Source organism: Neisseria uirgultaei, from assembly GCF_962719845.1.
Taxonomy (GTDB): domain Bacteria; phylum Pseudomonadota; class Gammaproteobacteria; order Burkholderiales; family Neisseriaceae; genus Neisseria; species Neisseria bergeri.
The window spans coordinates 1-22646 of record NZ_CAUIYF010000010.1 but is presented as its reverse complement, the minus strand read 5'-3'; the positions used below and the strand labels follow the sequence as shown (position 1 = coordinate 22646).

The 22646-nt window shown below is 54.1% G+C and carries 18 protein-coding genes and 1 tRNA gene; 15 read left to right on the top strand and 4 right to left on the bottom strand.

The genetic code is table 11. The features are described from left to right. Positions 1–25: 25 nt before the first annotated feature. Positions 26–658: a 4'-phosphopantetheinyl transferase family protein gene (locus Q9J32_RS07210; RefSeq protein WP_301883161.1), complete on the bottom strand. Its 633-nt coding sequence runs from the start codon at positions 656–658 to the stop codon at positions 26–28. A 126-nt stretch (positions 659–784) separates the two neighbouring features. Between Q9J32_RS07210 and Q9J32_RS07205 the strand changes: the two genes are divergently transcribed. The 12 genes from Q9J32_RS07205 (at position 785) to Q9J32_RS07150 (ending at position 13456) form a co-directional block, all read left to right on the top strand. Then, a complete protein-coding gene (locus tag Q9J32_RS07205) occupies positions 785–1144 on the top strand; it encodes a hypothetical protein (RefSeq protein ID WP_301883162.1) in 360 nt (119 codons plus the stop codon). A 31-nt stretch (positions 1145–1175) separates the two neighbouring features. Continuing rightward, positions 1176–2891 carry an ApeI family dehydratase gene (locus Q9J32_RS07200; RefSeq protein ID WP_301883164.1) on the top strand — a complete coding sequence of 572 codons (1716 nt, stop codon included), beginning with the start codon at positions 1176–1178 and terminating at the stop codon, positions 2889–2891. A gap of 48 nt (positions 2892–2939) precedes the next feature. Continuing rightward, positions 2940–3665 (top strand): glycosyltransferase family 2 protein, encoded by a 726-nt coding sequence (locus Q9J32_RS07195; RefSeq protein WP_196428703.1) that lies wholly within the window; start codon positions 2940–2942, stop codon positions 3663–3665. After that, positions 3662–4594 (top strand): lysophospholipid acyltransferase family protein, encoded by a 933-nt coding sequence (locus Q9J32_RS07190; RefSeq protein WP_301883295.1) that lies wholly within the window; start codon positions 3662–3664, stop codon positions 4592–4594. Before Q9J32_RS07195 ends, Q9J32_RS07190 begins: the two co-directional genes overlap by 4 nt. After that, positions 4591–5031, top strand: a complete 441-nt coding sequence (locus tag Q9J32_RS07185; protein WP_301883168.1) for an acyl-CoA thioesterase — start codon at positions 4591–4593, stop codon at positions 5029–5031. The genes Q9J32_RS07190 and Q9J32_RS07185 overlap by 4 nt, the downstream gene beginning before the upstream one ends. A 58-nt stretch (positions 5032–5089) precedes the next feature. Next, a complete protein-coding gene (locus tag Q9J32_RS07180; RefSeq protein WP_301883169.1) occupies positions 5090–5683 on the top strand; it encodes an outer membrane lipoprotein carrier protein LolA in 594 nt (197 codons plus the stop codon). 16 nt (positions 5684–5699) lie between these two features. Then, positions 5700–8045: an MMPL family transporter gene (locus tag Q9J32_RS07175; RefSeq protein ID WP_304666370.1), complete on the top strand. Its 2346-nt coding sequence runs from the start codon at positions 5700–5702 to the stop codon at positions 8043–8045. Positions 8046–8054: 9 nt separating this feature from the next. Continuing rightward, positions 8055–8579 carry a hypothetical protein gene (locus Q9J32_RS07170; RefSeq protein WP_304666371.1) on the top strand — a complete coding sequence of 175 codons (525 nt, stop codon included), beginning with the start codon at positions 8055–8057 and terminating at the stop codon, positions 8577–8579. Next, the gene (locus Q9J32_RS07165; RefSeq protein WP_304675391.1) at positions 8576–9778 is read left to right on the top strand and encodes a beta-ketoacyl-ACP synthase; all 1203 of its coding nucleotides are present in this window, start codon (positions 8576–8578) and stop codon (positions 9776–9778) included. Before Q9J32_RS07170 ends, Q9J32_RS07165 begins: the two co-directional genes overlap by 4 nt. Before the next feature lie 53 nt (positions 9779–9831). Then, positions 9832–9907: transfer RNA gene (locus Q9J32_RS07160), tRNA-Ile, on the top strand. 113 nt (positions 9908–10020) lie between these two features. Further along, on the top strand, positions 10021–11574 hold the full coding sequence (locus tag Q9J32_RS07155; protein WP_304675389.1) for a glycosyltransferase family 2 protein: 1554 nt from the start codon (positions 10021–10023) through the stop codon (positions 11572–11574). A gap of 544 nt (positions 11575–12118) precedes the next feature. Next, positions 12119–13456: a sodium-dependent transporter gene (locus Q9J32_RS07150; RefSeq protein ID WP_304667566.1), complete on the top strand. Its 1338-nt coding sequence runs from the start codon at positions 12119–12121 to the stop codon at positions 13454–13456. Positions 13457–13518: 62 nt separating this feature from the next. Here Q9J32_RS07150 and Q9J32_RS07145 read toward each other — a convergent pair whose 3' ends face one another. Continuing rightward, the gene (locus Q9J32_RS07145) at positions 13519–14544 is read right to left on the bottom strand and encodes an FAD:protein FMN transferase (protein ID WP_301883181.1); all 1026 of its coding nucleotides are present in this window, start codon (positions 14542–14544) and stop codon (positions 13519–13521) included. Between the two features lie 9 nt (positions 14545–14553). Continuing rightward, positions 14554–15348: a thymidylate synthase gene (locus Q9J32_RS07140; protein WP_301883296.1), complete on the bottom strand. Its 795-nt coding sequence runs from the start codon at positions 15346–15348 to the stop codon at positions 14554–14556. A 383-nt stretch (positions 15349–15731) separates the two neighbouring features. Here Q9J32_RS07140 and gdhA point away from each other — a divergent pair, with 383 nt between their 5' ends. After that, a complete protein-coding gene (gene gdhA / locus Q9J32_RS07135) occupies positions 15732–17066 on the top strand; it encodes an NADP-specific glutamate dehydrogenase (protein ID WP_301883183.1) in 1335 nt (444 codons plus the stop codon). A 223-nt stretch (positions 17067–17289) separates the two neighbouring features. Here gdhA and Q9J32_RS07130 read toward each other — a convergent pair whose 3' ends face one another. Next, complete coding sequence (locus Q9J32_RS07130) at positions 17290–18069, bottom strand: FadR/GntR family transcriptional regulator (protein WP_301883185.1); 780 nt, start codon at positions 18067–18069, stop codon at positions 17290–17292. A gap of 348 nt (positions 18070–18417) precedes the next feature. Between Q9J32_RS07130 and Q9J32_RS07125 the strand changes: the two genes are divergently transcribed. Together Q9J32_RS07125 and Q9J32_RS07120 are read left to right on the top strand one after the other, a co-directional pair. Continuing rightward, complete coding sequence (locus tag Q9J32_RS07125) at positions 18418–20061, top strand: lactate permease LctP family transporter (RefSeq protein WP_301883187.1); 1644 nt, start codon at positions 18418–18420, stop codon at positions 20059–20061. 179 nt (positions 20062–20240) lie between these two features. After that, entirely contained in the window at positions 20241–22397 is a 2157-nt protein-coding gene (locus Q9J32_RS07120) for a TonB-dependent receptor domain-containing protein (protein WP_304675387.1), read from the top strand. The last annotated feature ends 249 nt before the right edge of the window (positions 22398–22646 follow it).

Sequence of the window (22646 nt, the reverse complement as noted above, 5' to 3'; positions counted from 1 at the left end):
CGGAATAAAACAACAAACTGCCCTTTCAGACTTCCTTGCCGCCTATCCGCTCGATATGGCAAACCGTCCGGACGGCATCCGTTCCGCAATACTGCCAATCCAATTCGGCAGCGCCGCGCCACACGCAGGCGACAACCGCGTCGCCGCACCAGATTGCGCTGACGGCGTGCCAACCGGTTCCGCCATCCGCACGCAAACCGTAAACCGCCGAACCGTCGGTCAAATAACCGACTTTCGCCATATCTTGCGGAAAACCCAAACCGCAGGCTTTGAGCAGTGCTTCCTTAATGCACCACAGGCGGTAAAAAGCCTCTGCCTGCCAACCGGAACGTGCCAAAAAAACCCGTTCTTCAGGGGAACAAACCCATTCGGCAAGTGCCTGAAAATTGCGCGGACGGACCGTTTCAATATCGACACCGCAAACCGTGCCGCCGCCGCAGACCAAAACCGCCGCCCGCCCTTTGCTGTGCGAAAGCGAACCTATCTTGCCGCCCTGCTGCTTCAGGAAGCGGCTGACCCGCCAATCCGTCCGCCCTGCCAATTTCGGTGCACACAGCAGGCGCGCCCTGTCCGCATCGTCCAGACAGGATTCCCGATAAGCGGCGGCGGCCGACGCATCGGCAAGGCGGCACTGCAATACTGTTTTATCATCCGGCACGACACCCTCCGTTCTGCCACTTTGAATAAATGATATTAATACCATTCACCGTATCAGCGTTTATGATTTGCTCGAACAGCAAAACCACCGTACCAATCCCAATCATCCCCAATCAGGAGACCCCAAATGAACAAACCGATACTGCCCCTTATGCTCTGCGTCCTGCTTTCAGGCTGCCTGAACGTCGGCAGCGGCTTTCGTGTGCCGCCCGATGCGTCGGGCTGGTGGGAGCTGTGCAACGAAGACAAAATTTATCCTGCTAAAAAAACTCCACCGGAAGCCAGCAGAGCCAAGCGTGATGAAATGCTGCGGCAGATGAATCTGTATGGACAGCGAAAGCTCGACGATATGTTTTCCTGCGGCTATGACCCGATTGGCGGCGGAGACAGTGAGCAAGATGCCTGCGTGCGCAAGAAAGGCTGGTACCCTTCGGGCAAAGATACCTATCCCGAAAATAAAATCTACGAGCAGTGCCAGCACGACTAGGCTTGTTCTCCGTATTTCAGGCTACCTGCATATGACCCGAATGTTTGACATCAACTTCTCCGACAATACGCCGATTGCCCTCGACCCGCTGTGGACCCGCGCCGATTTTATACGCACGGTACACACCCTGTCGTTCAAATTAACGCAAAACAACATCCGTTCGGCGGCATTGTGGTTTGACGATGCCGCGCTGTTCACAGCCGCATTGCTTGCCGTTTGGAATAGCGGCGGCAAAGCCCTGCTGCTGCCGAATACCGCGCCCGGAAACCTGACTTGGGCGGAATCCGCACAAATCCTGCTGACCGACACCGATATTGTTTCAGACGGCATCCGCGTTTGGCAAATACAAACCCCTTGCGGCGGTATGCCGTCTGAAAGCCGCATACCGCAAACATTGGACATCCCGCCCGAATCCGAAGTGCATTTGCGTACATCAGGCTCCGGCGGGGAAGCCAAAACAATCGTCAAAACCGCCGCGCAAATCGAATCGGAAGCCCGCGCGCTGGCTTCGGCAATCCCGTTCGGACGCGGCAAAACCGCCGTCCTCGGCAGCGTATCGCCGCAACATATGTACGGACTAACCTTCCGCTTCGCGCTTCCGCTGCTGATGGGGTGGGCGATGATCCGCAGGCAAAACGCCTATCCCGAACTGCTGCTGTCGGCAAGCCTGAACGTGCCGTCCGATTATCAAAATGTCTGGATTGCCAGCCCCGCCCTGCTCAACCGTTTCGGCGAAAATCGGGATTGGGCGGCGTTAAACGGAAGGATGGCCGGCATCGTTTCCGCAGGCGGGGAACTCCCACCGGAAACCGCCGCACTGTTGGAACAATATGCGGTACGCCCTTATGAAGTTTACGGCAGTACGGAAACCGGCATCATTGCATCACGCCGGAAACAAACCTTATGGCAACCGTTTCCCGATGTTGCCGTCCGCAATACCGGCAAATCGGTGGAAATATTCTCGCCGTGGACAGGCGGCGTGCAGCACATTGCCGACTGCATCGAAACCCACGAAGACGGTTTTGCCCTGCTGGGCAGGCAGGACAGGATAATCAAACTGGCAGACAAACGCATTTCGCTCAACCAAATCGAACACGAATTGCTGAAACACCCTTGGATTGCCGACGCACATTGCGCCCTGCATCCGGAACACGGACGCATTGCCGTTTGGGCGGCACTCGATACGGAAGGCATCACGGCGTGGCTGGAACAGGGGCGCACCGCCGTTATCGCCGCACTCAAGCAACACCTTGCCCAAACGCAAGACACGGCCGCCCTGCCGCGCTACTGGCGTTTTGCAGACCGTCTGCCGCGCAACGGACAAGGGAAAATTACCGCAGCGGACTTTCAGACGGCATTGGCAGAACCCGCCGCGCCGCAATGGCACACCTTGCCGCCCGAAGGAAACCGGTTGCACTACCAAACCCGCGTACCGCTGGATTTACCCTATTTCGGCGGACATTTTTCCACCTTTCCCCTCGTCCCCGGCGCAGTCGAATTGGAATGGGTGCGCCTACTCGCCGCACAGCACCCCTTCGGCAGGCAAAACATTATCCGCATCGAAAACCTGAAATACCAGCAATTTATCCGTCCATATGACGACATTTCCGTAGAACTCGGATACGATGCCGATAAAAACAAACTGTCGTTTAAAATCCGAAAACAGGATGCCGTCTGCGCCTCGGGGAAGCTGGTATTCGACACGCCGCCGGACAGTCCCGATCCGGCCGCAAGGGAAGAACGATGAACCGCCTTCGCAAAGGCAATAAGATTACAGCCTTACCTTGATATAAATATGAACATCCTCGCCCTCATCCCCCATTACAACCACCCGACAACCGTCGGCACGGTCGCGCACGGCCTGCGCGCCTGCGGTTTGGACGTGTTGGTCGTGGACGACTGCTCCCGCCCCGACTGCATACCCGTTTTAGAAAATCTGGCTTCAGACGGCATCCGCGTCATCCGCCGCACAAGCAACGGCGGCAAAGGCGCGGCAGTACGCACAGGTTTCGAGGCGGCGGCGGAGCTGGGATACAGCCACGTCCTGCAAATCGACGCCGACGGCCAACACTGTTTGGACGACGTGCCGAAGTTCGTCCGTGCCGCGCAACTCAATCCCGAAGCCCTCGTCTGCGGTCAGCCGCAATACGGCGGCGACGCGCCCAAATCCCGATTGTACGGGCGCAAGATTACCGACTTTTGGAATATGGTTCACACCTGGTCGTCCGATATTAAAGACGGTATGTGCGGCTTCCGCCTTTATCCGTTGCCGCCTGCGTTGGCGGTCATACGCGGAGAATACGTCGGCAACCGTATGGACTTCGACATCGAAATCCTGATCCGGCTATATTGGCGCGGCATCAAACCCGTGTGGATACCCACGCCCGTCCGTTACGCCGCAGACGGCATTTCCCACTTCCGCGCCCTTGCCGACAACATCCTTATCAGCCAAATGCACACACGGCTGTTTTTCGGTATGCTCAAATGGCGTTGGCGCATCTTGAAAGGCATATTCCGATGAACGGCGCGTCCCGACACTGGGCGGAACAAAACGAACGCGGCAACCGTCTGTTCCTCAAGCTGACGGCGGTGATTGTCCGTTATCTGCCCCCTTTTTTAATGAAACCGTGTATTTGGTTCGTCGTCCTGTATTTCTACCTGACCTCGCCTCGGGCGCGGAAAAACCTCCATACCTACCAAAACCGCCTGCGGCATACCTTTCCCGACGCTATGCCGTCTGAAAACCGCATATTCGCGCAGTTTTTGGCATTCGGCGAAGCCGTTTGCGACCGGTTTGCCGTATGGCAGCGCAAAATACGTTACGAAGACTTGATTATCGAAGACCCCGACAATCTGACCGCCGCCATGTATCAAAACGGGCGCGGGCAGATTTTTGCCTGTTCGCACCTGGGCAATACGGAAATCTGCCGCGCACTGGTTTCCCACCACCGGAATTTCAAACTCAACGTCCTCGTACACAGCCGCCACGCACAAATGTTCAACGAAGCCCTGCAACAGGCGGGGGCGGACAAAATCCAACTGATACAGGTAAGCGACTTGGACGCATCGCTGATGATGACGCTCAGCCGACGTATTGAAGCAGGGGAATGGTTGGCAATCGCCGCCGACCGCATTCCCGTCCGGGGCGAAAAAACCGTAACCGTCGATTTTTTGCAACACCGTACCGAAATACCGCAAGGTGCGTGGATTCTGGCATCGCTGCTGAAAACCAAGGTCAACGCGCTGTTTTGCATCAAACAAGACGGACGCTACCGCCTGAAACTTCGCCCTATGACCGACACATCGGATTGGACGCGGGCGGAACGCACGCAAAAAATCAAAAAATCCGCGCAACATTTCGCCCGCATTTTAGAAGAAGAATGCCGTCTGAATCCGCTGCAATGGTTCAATTTTTACGACTTTTGGCATACGGAGCACCATCCCCGATGAACAAAAAACACATTTTCTGCCGCCACAGCCACACCGTCCGAGTCCCGTTTTTCGATGTCGATCCGATGCAGATCGTCTGGCACGGCAACTACGTCAAATACCTCGAAGTCGCACGCTGCGCCTTCCTTGAAAGCATAGGCTACGGCTACGATGAAATGGGCAGGCGCGGCTTCGGCTGGCCCATCGTCAAAATGGACTTGAAATACATACGCCCCGCACGGTTCGGACAAACCATCCGCATCGATATGGCCATCGTCGAAATCGACACTTGCCTGCGTATCGACTACACTTTGTCCGATGAGCAAACCGGCGAAAAACTGACCCGCGCATCGACCACGCAGGCGGCAGTATCCCTAAAAACCGGAGAAACACAGTTCCAAACGCCGGAAAGCTGGCTCGAAGCCATACGGAGTCATCCGACTTTTCAAGCCGCATAAACCGCCGTCCGCTTTCAGACGGCATTTTTACCCATTATTGCCACACCGACAGACAACCATGAAAAAATACCTGCTTGCCGCACTCCTTGCCGCAACCTCCCTTTCCGCCTCGGCATTTTCCACTGCCGAACTGACCCGGATACTGCAAAAACCCGACAACATCCAAGGCAGCTTTATCCAATACCGCCATCTGAAATCCCTATCCAAACCGATGGCTGCAACCGGAAAATTCGTACTGATGCCCAAACGCGGTCTGCTCTGGCAGATGCAAAAACCGTTTGCCGCCGTCCTCCGCGTCCGTTCAGACGGCATCAGCCAATGGAACGGTAAAGGCTGGATAATGCCCGATACCGGAAAAATGCCCGGACAAAACAGGCAAATCAAACTCTTTCTCGACCTGATCGGCGGCGATACGCAAGGACTGGAAAAACAGTTTGACCTGAAACTCGAAGGGTCGGCGCAAAAATGGACGCTGCAACTCACACCGAAAACACTGGTGATGAAACAAATCTTCAACCATATCGACATCAGCGGGGACAACGTCGTACGCCGTATCGAACTGCATGAAAAACAAGGGGACAAAACCGATATGCAGTTTAACGGCATAACCGTCGGCAACCCTCTGGACGAATTTGCCAAACAATCACTCTGACACCGTCCGAACCGCCATGATCCGCCTGATTTACACCCTGTTGATGTCTGCACTTGCCGTCTTTGTCTGTTACAGCATGACAACGCGCGCCTGGCTGCAGACCGACCTGACCGAACTACTGCCCCAAAGCAGCCAAGATACCGTTTTGCAGGCGGCCGAACGCGCCGGCGACGCACAAATCAACAGTCAAATCATCCTGCTGGCCGGCAGCCCCCAGCCCGAAACCGCATTTCAAACGGCATCGGAAATTGCCGCCTTATGGCGGCAAAGCGGGATATTTTCCGAAGTAAACAGCCAAATCAGCCCCGACCTTGCACAAATCCGCCAAGACATCGGCAGAATCAGCTTGGCCGTCCTGCCCGAAGCCCAACGGCGTTTGCTGACCGAAAAACCTGCCGACTATTTCCGCCAACGCGCCGAAGATGCCGCCAACCCATTTGCCGTATCTCCCCTGCCCTTAGATGAGGACTGGCTGGGTTTCGGACGTTTCGTTGCCGGCAAAATCAATCCCCAAACCCGTCTGCAATGGCACCCCGAAAACGGTATGCTGTTCAACGAAGACAACGGAAAAACCTGGGTGTGGATACGCGCCAAGCTGCCCGATAACGCCCTGCCTCAAGATGCTTTGGCAAACCTGCTCCAAAAAACACAGACATTGGCATCCGGCAGGCACGCCGAAATCCTGACCGGGGGCGGCGCACTTTTTGCAGCAGCCGCCAAAGCCGATGCAGAAAAAGAAAGCCGGATAATGGGTTTTGCCGGCACCGTCCTGACCGTCGCCCTCATCTTGTGGGTTTTCCGCAGCGCGCGCACTTTCTGGCTGCTGCTGCCGCCTGCGGCGGGAATGCTGGCAGGTTTGGCGGCGACGCTGGCGGTATTCGGGCATATTCACGCCCTGACGCTGGTTATCGGTACGAGCCTGATCGGGATGCTGGTCGATTTCCCGCTGCACTGGCTGACCCCGTCTGTATTCTCATCATGGCAGGCGAAACCGGCGATGAAACAGGTATTGCCCACCTTTGCCGTCAGCCTACTGATTACCGTTTCGGGATACGCGCTGCTCTGGTTCACACCTTTGCCGGTTTTACAGCAAACTGCCGTTTTCTCCGGCTTTTCGCTGCTGGGCGCATTCGGCGCGACCATCTGCTGGCTGCCGCCCCTGTTTGCCCGTTATCAGGCAAAACCCGTACCTTTTGCCGCCTTGAGTGCCATACTGGGCAAACATATCAAGAAACGGCTTCCCTCATCCTTCCGTTATCCCGCAACAGTTTTCCTGATGGTTTTCGCCACCGTCGGACTGTGGCGCAGCAACTGGCATGACGACATCCGCCAATGGGTGAATATGCCGTCCGGACTGTTGTCGCAAATACAAAAAATCGGCACATTGGGCGGAACCGATTTCAGCGGTCAATATTTGGTTGCCGAAGCCGCAAGCGAAGACGCGCTGCTGTTGAAAAATGCCGAACTGCGCCGCACCCTCGCCCCCCTGATTCGACAAGGCAAACTGAAAGGCATCCAATCGCTGGATCAATTCATCCTGCCGGCCGCCGAACAAAACCGCCTGAAACAACATTTGCGCGTGATTGCAGACAAACCCGGCAACTACCGCACCCTGCACGAACTGGGCATTCCCGAAGACACGCTGAAATCCGCCCTGCTGCAAGCGGCCGGCACGCCTGCCCTCACGCTTTCAGACGGCCTCGCCCTGCCTCTGGCGCAGGCTTGGAAACCCCTGTATCTCGGCGAAGTCGAACCGCACCGTTATGCCTCCGTTATCCGCCTGAACGGTATGACCGATCCGGAAACCGTCCGCAAAACGGCGGAAACCGTCCCGGGAATCAAATGGGCGGACAAACGCGGCAGGCTCAACGAACTGTTCCGCCATACGCGCAATCAGGCGGCTTGGCTGAAATTGTCGTCTTACCTGCTGGCATGGCTACTGCTGTGGCGGCTGTTTGGCGCACGGCAGGGCGGGAAAATCCTCGCCGTACCCGTCGCTGCCGCCATCGGCACTGTTGCCGTATTGGGTTGGCTGGGCATTCCCGTCAGCCTGTTTGCCATGTTCGGATTGCTGCTGGTTTCCGCCATCGGCATCGATTATGCCGTTTACGCGCTCAATGCCGGACACAGCACCGATGCGCGGCTGGGCGGTATGCTGCTTGCCGCGCTCACGACCGGCATCTCCTTCGTCCTGCTTGCCTTCAGCGGCACACCGGCCGTCGCCGCATTCGGCATGACCGTCGGCATCGGGGTCATATTGAACCTGTGGCTGGCGGCACGGCTGATGTACTCCGTCCCCGATACGCAGCATCCCAACCGTCAGCCGCCCTGCCGCCGTTTCTGCTTCAGACGGCATTTTTGAAAGGAACTTATGCGCTCGACCACGACCCTGCTTGCCATATTGACCGCAAAACTGCTCGCCGCCTGCGCCCCATATGCCCTGCCCCTGCCCCAAACCCAACCGCGCCTTACCCAAGACGCACAATGGTTCAAATGGGAACGCTACAATAAGGGGCAAGAACCGGTACAAACCGGCATACTGGCGGCCGAACAGCTTGAAGACGGCATCCGGTTTGTACAAACCGACATATTGGGCGCACCGGTTTCACGCCAGACCATCAGCAGCAGCGGCTGGAAAAACGACGGATTCGTGATGCCCAATATGCCGTCCCGCCGCCTGTTTGCCGCACTGCTCCCGCTGATAACTGTCGAGAATGCCGCGCCCCCCTATCCCGACCTCAAACAGGCAGGCGGCGGCGCGTCCTTCTGCAAAGCAGGAACATTGTTCCGCTACCGCAATCGGGACATATGGTGCGTCAACCATATTGGCGGACAGTTCCTGATTACCCTACCCGACCAAACCAGCTGGTCGGTTGCACCGATTGAACCATTATGAACATACCTGTTTACCTCGGAAGCCCTGCACTCACCAGCGCGTTGGGTAGCGAACTGCACACCCACATCAATGCCCTGCTGTCCCCTTCTTCCAAACCGGCACTGACATTTTCATCCGACTGGGTTGACGGCAAAAACCTTGCCTTCGGTATGGTAAAAGAAACCCTGCGCCCCTTTTCAGACGGCACGCCCGCACACTGCCGCAGCCGCACCAACCGGCTGCTTTGGCACACGCTCGGACAAATCGAACCGCAAATCGATGCCGCCATACGGCGGTACGGCGCAAACCGGATTGCCGTCGTCATCGGCACATCCACCGGCGGCGCGGACGAAAACATCCCGATGTTCCGACAGGCAGTGCAGGGAAAAGCCTGGCAAGGCCTCACGTTCAACCAATGCCAACACCTTATGAACGCGCCCGCCGATTTCATTGCCGACGCTTACGGGCTGAACGGCCTGCGTTACGTCGTTTCTACCGCCTGCACCTCCGGCGCGCGCGCATTAATCAGTGCCGCCCGCCTGCTTCGCGCCGGTATGTGCGATGCCGTCATCTGCGGCGGCGCGGACACACTCTCGCCGCTGACTGTCAACGGATTCGCCTCATTGGAAGTCTTGTCCCCAAACATTGCCAACCCTTTCTCCGCCAACCGCGACGGCATCAATATCGGCGAAGGCGCAGCCGTATTCATCATGACGCGCGATGCGGATTTTTCCGGCGGTATGCGGCTTCTGGGTTACGGCGCAAGCAGCGATGCCTACCATATTTCCACACCCCGCCCCGATGCTCAAGGCGCAATCCTTGCCTTTCAGACGGCATTGCAACACGCAGGCCTTGCGCCCGAAGACATCGGCTGGATTAACCTGCACGGCACCGGGACGCACCACAACGACAGTATGGAAAGCCGCGCCGTTGCAGCAGTTTTCGGCAACAATACGCCCTGCACGTCCACCAAGCCGCAAACCGGGCATACTTTAGGCGCGGCGGGCGCAATCGAAGCCGCGTTCGCGTGGGGCATTGCCGACCGGCAAAGCAATCCCGAAGGAAAACTTCCGCCCCAGCTTTGGGACGGGCAGAACGACCCCGACCTGCCCGCCATCAACCTGACCGGCAGCGGCAGCCGCTGGGAAACCGAAAAACGCATTGCCGCCAGCTCGTCATTTGCCTTCGGAGGAAGCAACTGTGTCTTAATCATCGGATGAAATAAGTTTGTCAATCCCACCGCTATGCTATACAATACGCGCCTACTCTTGACGGGTCTGTAGCTCAGGGGTTAGAGCAGGGGACTCATAATCCCTTGGTCGTGGGTTCGAACCCCACCGGACCCACCAATTCCCAAGCCCGGACGTATGTTTGGGCTTTTTTGCCATTTATGGCGGCACATTTAGACCGGACAGGCAACACGGTTTTTCCCTGCATCTACCTTTTGTCGGACGACCTCATTATGAACCCGAAAATTCCCGCCACAGCGGCTATATTGGTCAAAAACTCGGAACGCTATCTGCACGAAGTATTGACCGCGCTTCAAGACTTCGATGAAGTTTTGCTGCTCGACAACGGCTCGACCGACCGCACCTTTGAAATCGCCGAACGCTTCACCAACATCAGTTATCACAAACATAACTTCATCGGCTTCGGCCCGATGAAAAACCTTGCCGCAAAACTTGCGCGAAATGATTGGATATTCAGCATAGACAGCGACGAAGTGGCAGATAGAGAACTGATTGCCGCCATCCGCAAAGCCGTGGCGGGAAACAAAGAACAAAACATCTTCTCCCTCTCGCGCCTGAACCACTACAACGGCCGCCTGATCAAAGCCTGCGGCTGGTATCCCGACATTATCCCGCGCCTTTACCACCGTCGGTTTACCCGTTTTTCCGACCGTCAGGTGCATGAATCGCTGATTTTGCCGCCCGATGCAAACGTCCGTCTGCTCGAAGGCCGTCTGAAACACTATTCCTTCGAAAACGCCGAAGGACTGATTCAGAAAATGCAGCAATACAGCTCGCTCTACGCCGAGGAAAACCGCTACAAAAAAAACAGCTCGCCCTTCAAAGCCCTCTTGCACGGCAGCGTATCGTTTGTCAAAAACTACCTGCTCAAACGCGGCTTCGCCTACGGCGCGGACGGCTTGACCATTTCCATCGCCAATGCGCAAGGTTCGTACTACAAATATGTCAAACTTTACGAGCGCAACCGCAACATCAGTGTCGCCCTAATTGTAACCACCTACAACCGCCCCGACGCGCTGGAGCTGGTTTTGAAATCCGCGCTCGCGCAAACCCGCCTGCCAGACGAAATCATCGTCGCCGACGACGGTTCGCGCCAAGACACCGCCGAAGTTGTCGAGTTCATCCGCAGCCACACCGACATCCCCGTCAAACATTCTTGGCGGCCGGACGACGGCTTCCGCGCCGCCGAATCGCGCAACCGCGCGCTGGCGCAGGCAAAAAGCGACTACATCATCCTTATCGACGGCGACATGATACTCGACCCGTCCTTCGTCGCCGACCACCTCAAGCTCGCACGTAAAGGCAGGCTGATACAGGGTTCGCGCGTCATCCTGACCCAAGGGCGCACCCAAGAAATTTTAGATTCCGGCGAATTGCCCGATTTGTCCGTGTTCAGCCAAGGCATAGAAAAACGCCTGTCCGCCCTGCGCTGCCGCAGCCTGTCCGCCCTGATCGGCAGACAAAGCAGCCGCAAATACAAAGGCATCAAAACCTGCAATATGGGCTTTTTCCGCAGCGATACTCTGGCTGTAAACGGCTTCGACAACCGCTTTGTCGGCTGGGGACGCGAAGACAGCGAGTTCGTCGCCCGCCTCTTCCATAACGGCATAAAACGCCACAACCTTAAATTTGCCGGCATTGCCTACCATCTTTGGCACAATGAAGCCGAACGCAATGCCTTACCGCAAAACGACGCGCTGCTCAAAGCCACGCTGTCCGAACAAAAAATCCGCTGCAAAGACGGTTTGGACCGTTTCTTACCATAAATTCAAATAAAAGCACCTATATCCTTATTTCTGCCATCACTCCTGAGCAGGCAGGAATCCAGTTTTTTGAATTTCGGTTATTTTAAAACTTTAATCTCGTCATTCCCGCGAAAGCGGGAATCCAGTCCGTTCGGTTTCAGTTTTTGTGTTTCGGATAACTTCCTATGATTTTTCGTTACCAGATTCCCACTTGCGTGGGAATGACGGCGAAAAGACGGTCGTTGTTTCGGATAAATCACCGTAGCGTTAAAATTCCGTATTCCCACTCTCGCGAAAATGACGATATGCGTATTCTCTATTTAATCCACAATAAAAACTTCAGACGGCCTATACCGTCTGAAATCCTTTGATGCAACAAACCGCCAAATTATATTCGTTCATTGGAAAGAAACACCCCGAATCCATCCCTCAAAATAAGAAAATCCCAATATCCCCCGATATTACGCAGCCTATTGGCAAAGTTTTGCAGCGTCTTCCCCGGCTTGTGCCGCCGCGTCAAGTGCTTTGTTACAATGCACTACCTTCACATTTCTTAATAAATTTTATGAGTAACCATACTTCTTGGTCGTCCAAAATCGGTTTCGTCCTTGCTGCGGCAGGTTCGGCCATCGGTTTGGGCGCGATTTGGAAATTTCCTTATACGGCAGGCACCAACGGCGGCGCGGTGTTTTTCCTGCTGTTTTTGATATTTACTATCTTGGTCGCCCTGCCTGTCCAGCTTGCCGAATTTTATATCGGGCGCACGGGCGGTAAAAATGCCGTCGATTCCTTCAGGGTTCTGCGTCCGGGCACGCAATGGCTTTGGGTCGGGCGCATGGGCGTTGCCGCCTGCTTTATTTTGCTGTCGTTTTACAGCGTGGTCGGCGGATGGGTATTGAATTATGTCGTCCACAGTTTTACGGGGGCAATCCATGCGGGAGCCGACTTTGAAGCCCTGTTCGGCACAACGATTTCCAATCCGGCAGGTTCGCTGTCCTATCAGGCGCTGTTTATGCTGATTACGGTTTGGGTGGTCAAAGGCGGCATTTCAGACGGCATTGAAAAGGCAAACCGTTATCTGATGCCGGGACTGTTTATCCTCTTTATTGCGCTGGCAATCCGTTCGCTGACGCTGCCGGGGGCAATGGAGGGCGTGTCTTTCCTGCTCAAACCGAATTGGTCGTACTTTAAAGCCGATACGATGATTACGGCTTTGGGACAGGCATTTTTTGCCTTGAGCATCGGCGTTTCCGCTATGATTACCTACGCTTCGTATTTGGGAAAAGATCAGGATATGTTCCGTTCCGGCCATACGATTATGTGGATGAACCTCTTGGTTTCGCTGCTTGCCGGCCTGGTGATTTTCCCGGCGGTATTCGCCTTCGGTTTTGAACCGAGCCAGGGCCCGGGATTGATTTTTATCGTATTGCCCGCAGTGTTTATGAAAATGCCGTTGGGTACGGTTTTATTTGCGGTATTTATGCTGCTGGTCGTTTTCGCCACGCTGACTTCGGCATTTTCGATGTTGGAAACGGTCATTGCCTCAACCATCCGCCAAGACGAACGCAAACGCAAAAAGCACACTTGGCTTATCGGCACAGCCATTTTCATTGTCGGCATCCCGTCCGCGCTGTCTTTCGGCGTATGGGGCGAGTTTAAGGTTTTCGGCAAAACCATTTTTGATTTGTGGGACTATGTTATTTCCGCCGTCATTATGCCGATTGGTGCTTTGAGTGTTTCCATCTTTACCGCCTGGATTCAGGACAAGCAGTCTGTATTAAAAGATGCCGGATCGGGCAGCACCGTACCCCAGTCAGTGCTGCTGCTGTGGCTGAATACCTTGCGCTACCTCGCCCCGATTGCCATTATTATTGTTTTCATCAATTCTTTGGGCATCCTTTAAAAGCCATCCAAACAGCAAAAATGCCGTCTGAAAGCCTTTCAGACGGCATTTTTGCTTCAGGTTCAGCCTATTTCGTTCAAAGTATTGTCCGGCATGACCAGCCAAACTTTAAGCCGCCTGCTTTCGGCAACCGACCGTATCAAAGGCAAATCCATAATGGAAAACGCCGTCGACAAGGCATCGGCAACCGCCGCATCATCCGCCATTACGCTCATGCTTTTATAACGCGGCGTACTCACGCCGGTTCGCGGATCGAACAAATGGGTAAACCTGCCCGCTTTGTCCATCACCGTCCCATAGCCGCCCGAAGTGGCAAACGCTTTGTCTTTCATCGTGATATTTGCCAACACGCCTTCTTCGTCATCCGGGTTGCGGATGCCGACATTCCAAGTCCGTTTACCGTTTGTATCAAACCCGCGGATTTCACCCATATCGGCCAAAGCGGCAGGCACGCCGTTTGCCTTCAGCAACGCGACGACCTTATCCGTGATATAGCCTTGCGCGATGCCGTTCAAGGACAAACCCATACCCTTTTCGGCAAAACGGATTTCACGGTCATCAAACACCAATTTGTCAAAGCCGACCCGCTTCAAGGCTTCCTTCACGCTATTTTCCGATGGCGGTGTTTCCGCATCAGGATGGGCGGCAAAATAATCGGCATACAGTTTCCACAAAACCTGAACTGTCGGATCAAATGCCCCGCCGGTCAAAGTATGCATATCCCGACAAATGCTCAACAGTTCCAAGAAATCCGCCGGCGGCGAAGTCAGATAACCGTCACGGTTCAGACGGCTGATCAGGCTGTCTTCACGGTAAAGGCTGAACATTTTTTCCAAACGCGCCACTTCCGCCAAAACCTTGTTGACCAAATCCGCCGCACGCCTGTCGTCCACACCAAACAGGCGTAGCTCCGCGCCGGAACCCAGCGCGACACCTTTCCAGAAAAACACATTTTCATCGCGTTTTTCATCCCCGTTGCGTTTTTCATCATCGGCGGCAAAAGGATTCGGCAAAAAAGAAACCGCCGCGCCCGCCGCCGCAACGGCGGCAACCGTCAAAAAACGCCTGCGCCCGAAATGCCTGTCCATATACCCTCCTCAGACTGATACTGCCGCCTTGATATGCGGATGAGGGTCGTAACCTTCCAACTCAAAATCTTCAAATTTGAAGGAGAACAAATCCTTAACCTCTGAATTAATCTTCATGACAGGCAGTGCCCGACATTCGCGGCCCAATTGCAACTCTGCTTGTTCGAAATGGTTGCGGTACAAATGCGCATCACCAAACGTATGGATAAACTCACCTGCTTCCAGTCCACACACTTGCGCCATCATCATGGTCAACAATGCGTAGCTGGCGATGTTAAACGGCACGCCAAGGAAAATATCGGCGCTGCGTTGGTAAAGCTGGCAGGACAGTTTGCCGTCGGCAACGTAAAACTGAAACAGCGCGTGGCAAGGCGGCAAGGCCATTTCATCGACCAAAGCCGGATTCCACGCCGACACAATCAGGCGGCGCGAATCGGGATTTTTCTTGATTTGTTCCACCACATTGGCGATTTGATCGATATGCCTGCCGTCGGGTGCGGGCCAACTGCGCCATTGGTAGCCGTACACCGGGCCTAAATCGCCGTTTTCGTCCGCCCACTCGTCCCAAATGGAAACGTTGTTGTCTTTTAGGTATTTGATATTGGTATCACCTTTGAGAAACCAAAGCAGCTCATGAATAATCGAGCGCAAATGCAGCTTTTTGGTCGTCAGCAGCGGAAAGCCCCTGCCCAAGTCAAAACGCATCTGATAACCGAATACGGAGCGCGTACCCGTACCGGTGCGGTCTGATTTGTCCGTACCGTTGTCGAGGACGTGGCGCATCAAGTCCAAATAGGCCTTCATCATCATCTTTCATCAAATTAAACGGCGCATATTATAACATTTCCGGATAATGCCCAAAACACAGATTCAGGCAGGCAGGATTGTTGACAATCTCAATCCTTTTCCACAGTAAAAGCAGGCGTGAAAACAAAATTACCTTGATTGGAATCAAAAAATCCAGTTTAATTACTTGAAATAAAATTCCAATAATATTTTTATTTTCAAAATTAATTTATGATTATTGATTAATTATTGGCAATAAACATCAAATATCAAAAATATGGAAAAAATAATGTCAACAATTTTTGCAAAATCAGACTTGGCATCAGAAAAAAATAGGTTTATATTGCCAACTACAAATTCGTTTTCCCATTAGTACAACATCAATCAAAAGGAGTATCCGAATGACTGACTTGAACACCCTGTTTGCCAACCTCAAACAACGCAACCCCAATCAAGAGCCGTTTCATCAGGCGGTTGAAGAAGTCTTCATGAGCCTCGATCCGTTTTTGGCACAAAATCCGAAATACACCCAGCAAAGCCTGCTGGAACGCATCGTCGAACCCGAACGCGTCGTCATGTTCCGCGTAACCTGGCAAGACGATAAAGGTCAAGTCCAAGTCAACCGCGGCTACCGCATTCAAATGAATTCCGCAATCGGCCCTTACAAAGGCGGTCTGCGCTTCCATCCGACCGTCGATTTGGGCGTGTTGAAATTCCTCGCTTTTGAACAAGTCTTCAAAAACGCGCTGACCACCCTGCCTATGGGCGGCGGCAAAGGCGGTTCGGATTTCGACCCCAAAGGCAAATCCGATGCCGAAGTGATGCGCTTCTGCCAAGCCTTTATGACCGAACTCTACCGCCACATCGGCGCGGACACCGATGTTCCGGCCGGCGACATCGGCGTAGGCGGGCGCGAAATCGGCTATCTGTTCGGACAATACAAAAAAATCCGCAACGAGTTTTCTTCCGTCCTGACCGGCAAAGGTTTGGAATGGGGCGGCAGCCTCATCCGCCCCGAAGCGACCGGCTACGGCTGCGTCTATTTCGCCCAAGCGATGCTGCAAACCCGCAATGACAGCTTTGAAGGCAAACGCGTACTGATTTCCGGCTCCGGCAACGTGGCGCAATACGCTGCCGAAAAAGCCATCCAACTGGGTGCGAAAGTGCTGACCGTTTCCGACTCCAACGGCTTCGTCCTCTTCCCCGACAGCGGTATGACCGAAGCGCAACTCGCCGCCTTGATCGAATTGAAAGAAGTCCGCCGCGAACGGGTTGCCACTTATGCCAAAGAGCAAGGTCTGCAATACTTTGAAAATCAAAAACCGTGGGGCGTTGCCGCCGAAATCGCCCTGCCCTGCGCGACCCAAAACGAATTGGACGAAGAAGCCGCCAAAACCTTGTTGGCAAACGGCTGCTACGTTGTTGCCGAAGGTGCGAACATGCCGTCAACTTTAGGCGCGGTCGAGCAATTTATCAAAGCCGGCATCCTCTACGCCCCGGGCAAAGCCTCCAACGCCGGCGGCGTAGCAACTTCGGGCTTGGAAATGAGCCAAAACGCCATCCGCCTGTCTTGGACGCGCGAAGAAGTGGACAACCGCTTATTTGAGATTATGCAAAGCATCCACGAATCCTGCCTGAAATACGGCAAAGTCGGCGACAAAGTAAACTACGTCAATGGTGCAAACATTGCCGGTTTCGTCAAAGTTGCCGATGCAATGTTGGCGCAAGGTTTCTAAGTAAACGCCGCCGACCCGCAAACAAAATGCCGTCTGAACCGCAAATGCTGTTCAGACGGCATTTCATTATCCGGGCATTTCAAACCTTTTTTCCTGTGTTTGGATACCCGGCCGATTCCATCCGTTTGCAAGTGAAAAGCCGCTTATTTCCGTTTGGGCGCAAACCGGTTCCATTGAATAAAGGCTGTCCGATTGTTGGCGCGCTATGCCGTCTGAACGGCATTCACACCGCCCAATCCTGCACGCGCTTCAAATCGTTTTGCGCCAAAGTATCCGCGTGGCGGTTACGGCTCTGATATTCCCTGTCTTTCAATATGCTGCTCGCCACATAATTCAAATGAGCCTTTGCCGCCTCCGAAGCCTCGCCCGGCCGACGGTTCGATATCGCCTCATACAATACACGGTGCTGCGCCATCAGTTTTGGACGCGGATCTTCTTCCTGATTCAGATAAATAAGGCTGCTGCGCGTCTGCCGGTACAGCATTTTCAACAAACTGCCCGACAAATGGCTGAACAACAAATTGTGCGCCGCATCGGCAATCGTCTGATGAAAGCTGACATCGGCTTCGCTCTGATGTTCCAAATTGCCGCTTCCGCACGCTTCCTCAAACTTTTCAAGCCAAAACCGAATCCGCTTCAAATCGGCATCCGTCCGGCGTTCTGCCGCCAATGCCGCCATACAGCCCTCGATGTGGCAGCTGAAATCAAAAACATCCTGTTCCCAATTGGAATGTTTGCCCAAAAGCTCCTGCCAACTTTGCAAAAAATCCTGCTGCGGCTTGACCGAAACATAATAACCGTCGCCCTGCCTCGCTTCCAAAACCTGACGGGCAACCAAAACATTCAATGCCGACCTGACCGACGGGCGCGAAACGCCAAACTCTTCCGCCAAAACGCGTTCGGGCGGAATCTTGCCCCCTTCCGCGTAAACCCCTTCCACGATGCGGCCTTCCAATACCGACAATACCTGATCGCTGATTTTCTGAGGCCTTACCAGTTTCATCACCCCTCCTTTAAAAGATTATTTAACGAACCCTTCCGAAATACATCAAACATCAAATTGGACTGACCAATCAGGGCGGATTCTAATGACACGCCGTTCCCGCCGTCAACGGCATTTACCTCGCACCGCCCCCGAAACACAGAAAAAAACTACACCAAACTATAATTTTTATTCTTACAAATATTTGTTTTAACGGGATTTAAATGAAAGCTCCGATTCAAATCGACCGCACCGCCCAAAAATATATTGACCTGAATATTAAAGTTTCGTAAAGTAATGCAACGTTGCTTTAATTGGTTTGACCACTATTGCCGACGATTAGAAAAATATTTTCGGAGATGTTCAATTATGGAAACTTGGGTTCAAAACTACACGGCAATCGGCGGCAGCCTGTATCTGACTGCCGCCGCCGCACTCTTACCCATCGTCTTTTTCTTTGCCGCGCTGACCGTCCTGAAGCTGAAAGGCTATCAGGCGGGGCTTTATACGCTGCTGATTGCGCTTGCCGTTGCCGTATTCGGCTTCGGGATGCCAGCGGGTATGGCGGTTTCTTCCGCGCTGTACGGCTTCGCTTACGGTTTGTGGCCGATTGCCTGGATTATCGTTACCGCCGTATTCCTGTATAAAATTACCGTAAAAACAGGGCAGTTCGACATTATCCGCGCTTCCGTGGTTTCGATTACCGAAGACCAACGCCTGCAAATGCTGCTGGTCGGCTTCTCCTTCGGCGCATTCCTCGAAGGCGCGGCAGGCTTCGGCGCGCCGGTGGCGATTACCGCCGCTTTGCTGGTGGGCTTGGGCTTCAATCCGCTCTATGCCGCCGGTTTGTGTTTGATTGCCAACACCGCGCCCGTGGCTTTCGGCGCAATGGGCATCCCTGTTCTGGTTGCCGGCCAAGTGTCCAATCTCGACCCTTACCACATCGGTCAGGTCGCCGGCCGCCAGCTTCCTATCCTGTCGGTTATCGTCCCCTTCTGGCTGGTCGCTATGATGGACGGTATGCGCGGCATACGCCAAACTTGGCCTGCCGTCTTGGTGGCGGGCGTATCTTTCGCCGTTACCCAATTCATTACCGCCAACTTCATCGGCCCGGAATTGCCCGACGTAACCTCCGCACTGGTCAGCCTGATTTGCCTGTCCGCCTTCCTGAAAAAATGGCAGCCTGAAGAAATCTTCACGTTCAACGGCATGAAAAAACCGTCCGAACGCAAAGCGGGCGAATACACTGCCGGACAAATCATCAAAGCTTGGTCGCCTTTTGCCATCCTGACCGTTTTCGTCAGCGTGTGGACGATTAAAGGCGTTAAAGAGGCTTTGGGCGTTGCCACCATCAAATTCGACTGGCCGATGCTGCACAACCTGGTGCAAAAAGCCGCGCCCATCGTCAGCGAACCGACACCATACGCCGCCGTATTCAAAATTGACTTCCTCGGCGCAGTCGGTACGGCAATCCTGTTTGCTTCCATCGTTTCCGCAATCCTGCTGAAAATGAAGCCTTCCGAAGCCGTCGGCACTTTCTTTGAAACGCTCAAAGAATTGCGCCTGTCCATCCTGTCTATCGGTTTGGTACTCGGCTTCGCATTCGTGGCAAACTATTCAGGACTGTCATCTACATTGGCACTCGTCCTTGCCGCTACCGGTGCCGTGTTCCCGTTCTTCTCGCCGTTCCTCGGCTGGTTGGGCGTATTCCTGACCGGTTCGGACACTTCCGCAAACGCCTTATTCGGTTCTTTGCAGGCAAGCACGGCGCATCAAATCGGTGTTACCCCCGAGCTGACCGTTGCCGCCAATACGACCGGCGGCGTAACAGGCAAAATGATTTCCCCTCAATCCATCGCCATCGCCTGTGCGGCAGTAGGCTTAGAGGGCAAGGAATCCAACCTGTTCCGCTTTACCGTGAAACACAGCCTGATTTTCTGTACCTTTGTCGGTCTTCTCACCCTCCTACAGGCATATGTTTTGCCGTGGACGCTGATTTTCTTTAATAAATAACCCGTCTCTCAAAATGCCGTCTGAAGCCTTTTCCGCTTCAGACGGCATTTTTTTATCGGGCCGGTACATTCATTATTGATGTATGTTAAACAAAGTGCATTTTCTGATACATCGTTCAGTTTAGTTTTATATACTACTTTAGAACTAACACAACAACCCTCCATTTAAGTAGATTAAATATGAAAACTACCCACTTCTTACTCCTCCCCCTTGCAGCCGCGCTAAGCCAAGCATGGGCAGCCCCCGTTGCGGAAGAAACCGCCGAACTCTCGCCCGTTACCGTTACCGGAACACAGCAGCAAAAGGCCAACACTGTCAAATTCAATCCTAAAGCCACCCTCCAGCCCCTACCGGCAGGCGACGGCGCGGATTTGCTGCAATCTGTCCCCAACATGAGCATCATCCGCAAAGGCGGCAGCTCGGGCGATCCATTGTTCCGAGGTTTGGGCGGCTCGCGCCTTGCCATCAATGCAGACGACCAGTTCGTTTACGGCGGCTGTTCCAACCGCATGGACCCGCCCACTTCTTATATCCACCCCAGCACCTTTGACGAAGTTGTCGTAACCAAAGGTCCGCAAACCGTTACCCAAGGGATGGGCTTGATCAGCGGTTCGGTTCATTTCGTCCGTAAAGATCCGACCTTCCGCGAACAACCCTACTCCTTCAACGGCAGCACCACATTAGGCAGCAGCGGCAGGCGCGATGCCTCCTTTGAAGCAGGTGCGGGCGGCAAATACGGTTATGCACGCCTCAATGTCTCACACAACGAATCCGGCGACTATAAAGACGGGGCAGGCAACCGCGTACATTCCAACTTCAAACGCGACAGCCAAATGGTTCAGTTGGGCGTTACCCCGACCGAAAACACCACCATCGCCGGCACATACGAACGCAGCCGAGGTAAGGCAGCCTACGCCGACCGTATGATGGACGGCAGCAAATTCGACCGCGACGCATGGAATATCCGCATCAGCCAACGCAATATCACACCGTGGTTGAGCGAAATCGAGGCACGCTACGGTTCCAGCGAAATCGACCACGTTATGGACACCTACAGCCTGCGTACCATCCGCGACTCCTCTACCGGTATGCAGATTAAAAAAGCCAATAACCCCAAACGCCGCACCGATACCGGCAATCTCAAAGCCGTATTCGACTGGGACAACGTCAACCTTCAAACCGGCATCGACTATATGCGCGACCGCCATACCGAACGCAACGGCGATGAAAACTACGCTTCCAGCCCTTTCGAACCTACCCAAAGCTTTGACCAACTGGGCGGCTTTGCCGAAGCGGCTTGGCAACGTACCGACAAGCAAAAACTGATTGCCGGTTTGCGGCACGACCAAGTAACAGGCACATACGAAGACAAGGCAGACTCCGATCCCCTCAAAAAAACCAAATATCCTTTGACTTCCGGCTTTTTCCGTTTCGAGCAAACAACGGGCAATACCAAATACTACGCAGGTTTAGGCATCGCCCAGCGTGCGCCCGACTACTGGGAACGCAAAAAATCGGAAAACCTCCGACTCCGAAAAGAAACCAACCGCCAACTTGATGCAGGGCTGATTTGGAACAGCGGAAATTGGCACGTCTCCGCCTCTGTATTTGCAGGCAAGGTTGACGATTTCATCATAGTCGAACCAAAACCGATGACGCATCATACCGCCGGCAGCGCGTCGGCACCTAGCCATCACACGGGACACCACCACACAGGACCCACTCCGACGGCACCGGCAACAGGCGTGCCCGCCGGCAGCCATACTCCGACGACACCGGCAGCAGGCGGACACTCTGGCACACCGGCAACCAGCGGACACTCCGGCCATCATCATGGTCCAGACTTGAGCGCACGCAATATCGATGCCATCCGTCTGGGCGGCGAACTTGAAGTGAAATGGCAGTTTGCACCAAACTGGAGCATATCCAGCAACCTTGCCTACACGCGCGGTAAAAACACGACCGATAATCTGCCGCTTGCCCAAACACCCCCGCTCGAATGGAACAACACCCTTGCCTTCGACAACGGCAAATTTAGCGCGGGCGCACTGTGGAAAGTTGTTGCCAAACAAAACCGCTACGCCAAAGGACAGGGCAACATCATCGGTCAGGACATCGGCGCATCCGCAGGCTTCGGCGTGCTTTCCGTTAATGCCGGCTGGAAATTCAACAAATACGCCACCCTGCAAGCTGGTGTGGACAATGTGTTCAACAAAACCTATGCCGAATTCGTCAGCAGGAGCGGAGGATTTGTCGATCCTGCCGCCGGCATCAAAACCACCCGCGTGAACGAACCCGGCCGCACCGCTTGGTTAAGGCTGCAAGCCAAGTTCTAAACGCTTGCATTTTAAAATGCCGTCTGAAACAGAGTCCGTTTCAGACGGCATACCTTACAAGGCGGACAACCTGCCGGCATTGCCTTTTGTTACCCGCCCCTTTAACGCATTAATATCTATATTTTAATAACAGCCGAACCAATCTTAAATACTGATTACGACGGCTGTTGTAACGGCAACATTTTGCCAAATCCCGCTGCCAAACCACCAAAAGGAAAAATCATGCATACACACCCCCCCCCCCCCACT

Bases quoted from the DNA above. Each gene is read 5' to 3' on its own strand.
- Q9J32_RS07120 (WP_304675387.1), top strand. From the start codon at position 20,241: ATGAAAACTACCCACTTCTTACTCCTCCCCCTTGCAGCCGCGCTAAGC.
- Q9J32_RS07170 (WP_304666371.1), top strand. From the start codon at position 8,055: ATGCGCTCGACCACGACCCTGCTTGCCATATTGACCGCAAAACTGCTC.
- Q9J32_RS07175 (WP_304666370.1), top strand. From the start codon at position 5,700: ATGATCCGCCTGATTTACACCCTGTTGATGTCTGCACTTGCCGTCTTT.
- Q9J32_RS07195 (WP_196428703.1), top strand. From the start codon at position 2,940: ATGAACATCCTCGCCCTCATCCCCCATTACAACCACCCGACAACCGTC.
- gdhA (WP_301883183.1), top strand. From the start codon at position 15,732: ATGACTGACTTGAACACCCTGTTTGCCAACCTCAAACAACGCAACCCC.
- Q9J32_RS07205 (WP_301883162.1), top strand. From the start codon at position 785: ATGAACAAACCGATACTGCCCCTTATGCTCTGCGTCCTGCTTTCAGGC.
- Q9J32_RS07140 (WP_301883296.1), bottom strand. From the start codon at position 15,348: ATGAAGGCCTATTTGGACTTGATGCGCCACGTCCTCGACAACGGTACG.
- Q9J32_RS07185 (WP_301883168.1), top strand. From the start codon at position 4,591: ATGAACAAAAAACACATTTTCTGCCGCCACAGCCACACCGTCCGAGTC.
- Q9J32_RS07180 (WP_301883169.1), top strand. From the start codon at position 5,090: ATGAAAAAATACCTGCTTGCCGCACTCCTTGCCGCAACCTCCCTTTCC.
- Q9J32_RS07200 (WP_301883164.1), top strand. From the start codon at position 1,176: ATGACCCGAATGTTTGACATCAACTTCTCCGACAATACGCCGATTGCC.
- Q9J32_RS07190 (WP_301883295.1), top strand. From the start codon at position 3,662: ATGAACGGCGCGTCCCGACACTGGGCGGAACAAAACGAACGCGGCAAC.
- Q9J32_RS07155 (WP_304675389.1), top strand. From the start codon at position 10,021: ATGAACCCGAAAATTCCCGCCACAGCGGCTATATTGGTCAAAAACTCG.
- Q9J32_RS07130 (WP_301883185.1), bottom strand. From the start codon at position 18,069: ATGAAACTGGTAAGGCCTCAGAAAATCAGCGATCAGGTATTGTCGGTA.
- Q9J32_RS07145 (WP_301883181.1), bottom strand. From the start codon at position 14,544: ATGGACAGGCATTTCGGGCGCAGGCGTTTTTTGACGGTTGCCGCCGTT.
- Q9J32_RS07150 (WP_304667566.1), top strand. From the start codon at position 12,119: ATGAGTAACCATACTTCTTGGTCGTCCAAAATCGGTTTCGTCCTTGCT.
- Q9J32_RS07125 (WP_301883187.1), top strand. From the start codon at position 18,418: ATGGAAACTTGGGTTCAAAACTACACGGCAATCGGCGGCAGCCTGTAT.
- Q9J32_RS07165 (WP_304675391.1), top strand. From the start codon at position 8,576: ATGAACATACCTGTTTACCTCGGAAGCCCTGCACTCACCAGCGCGTTG.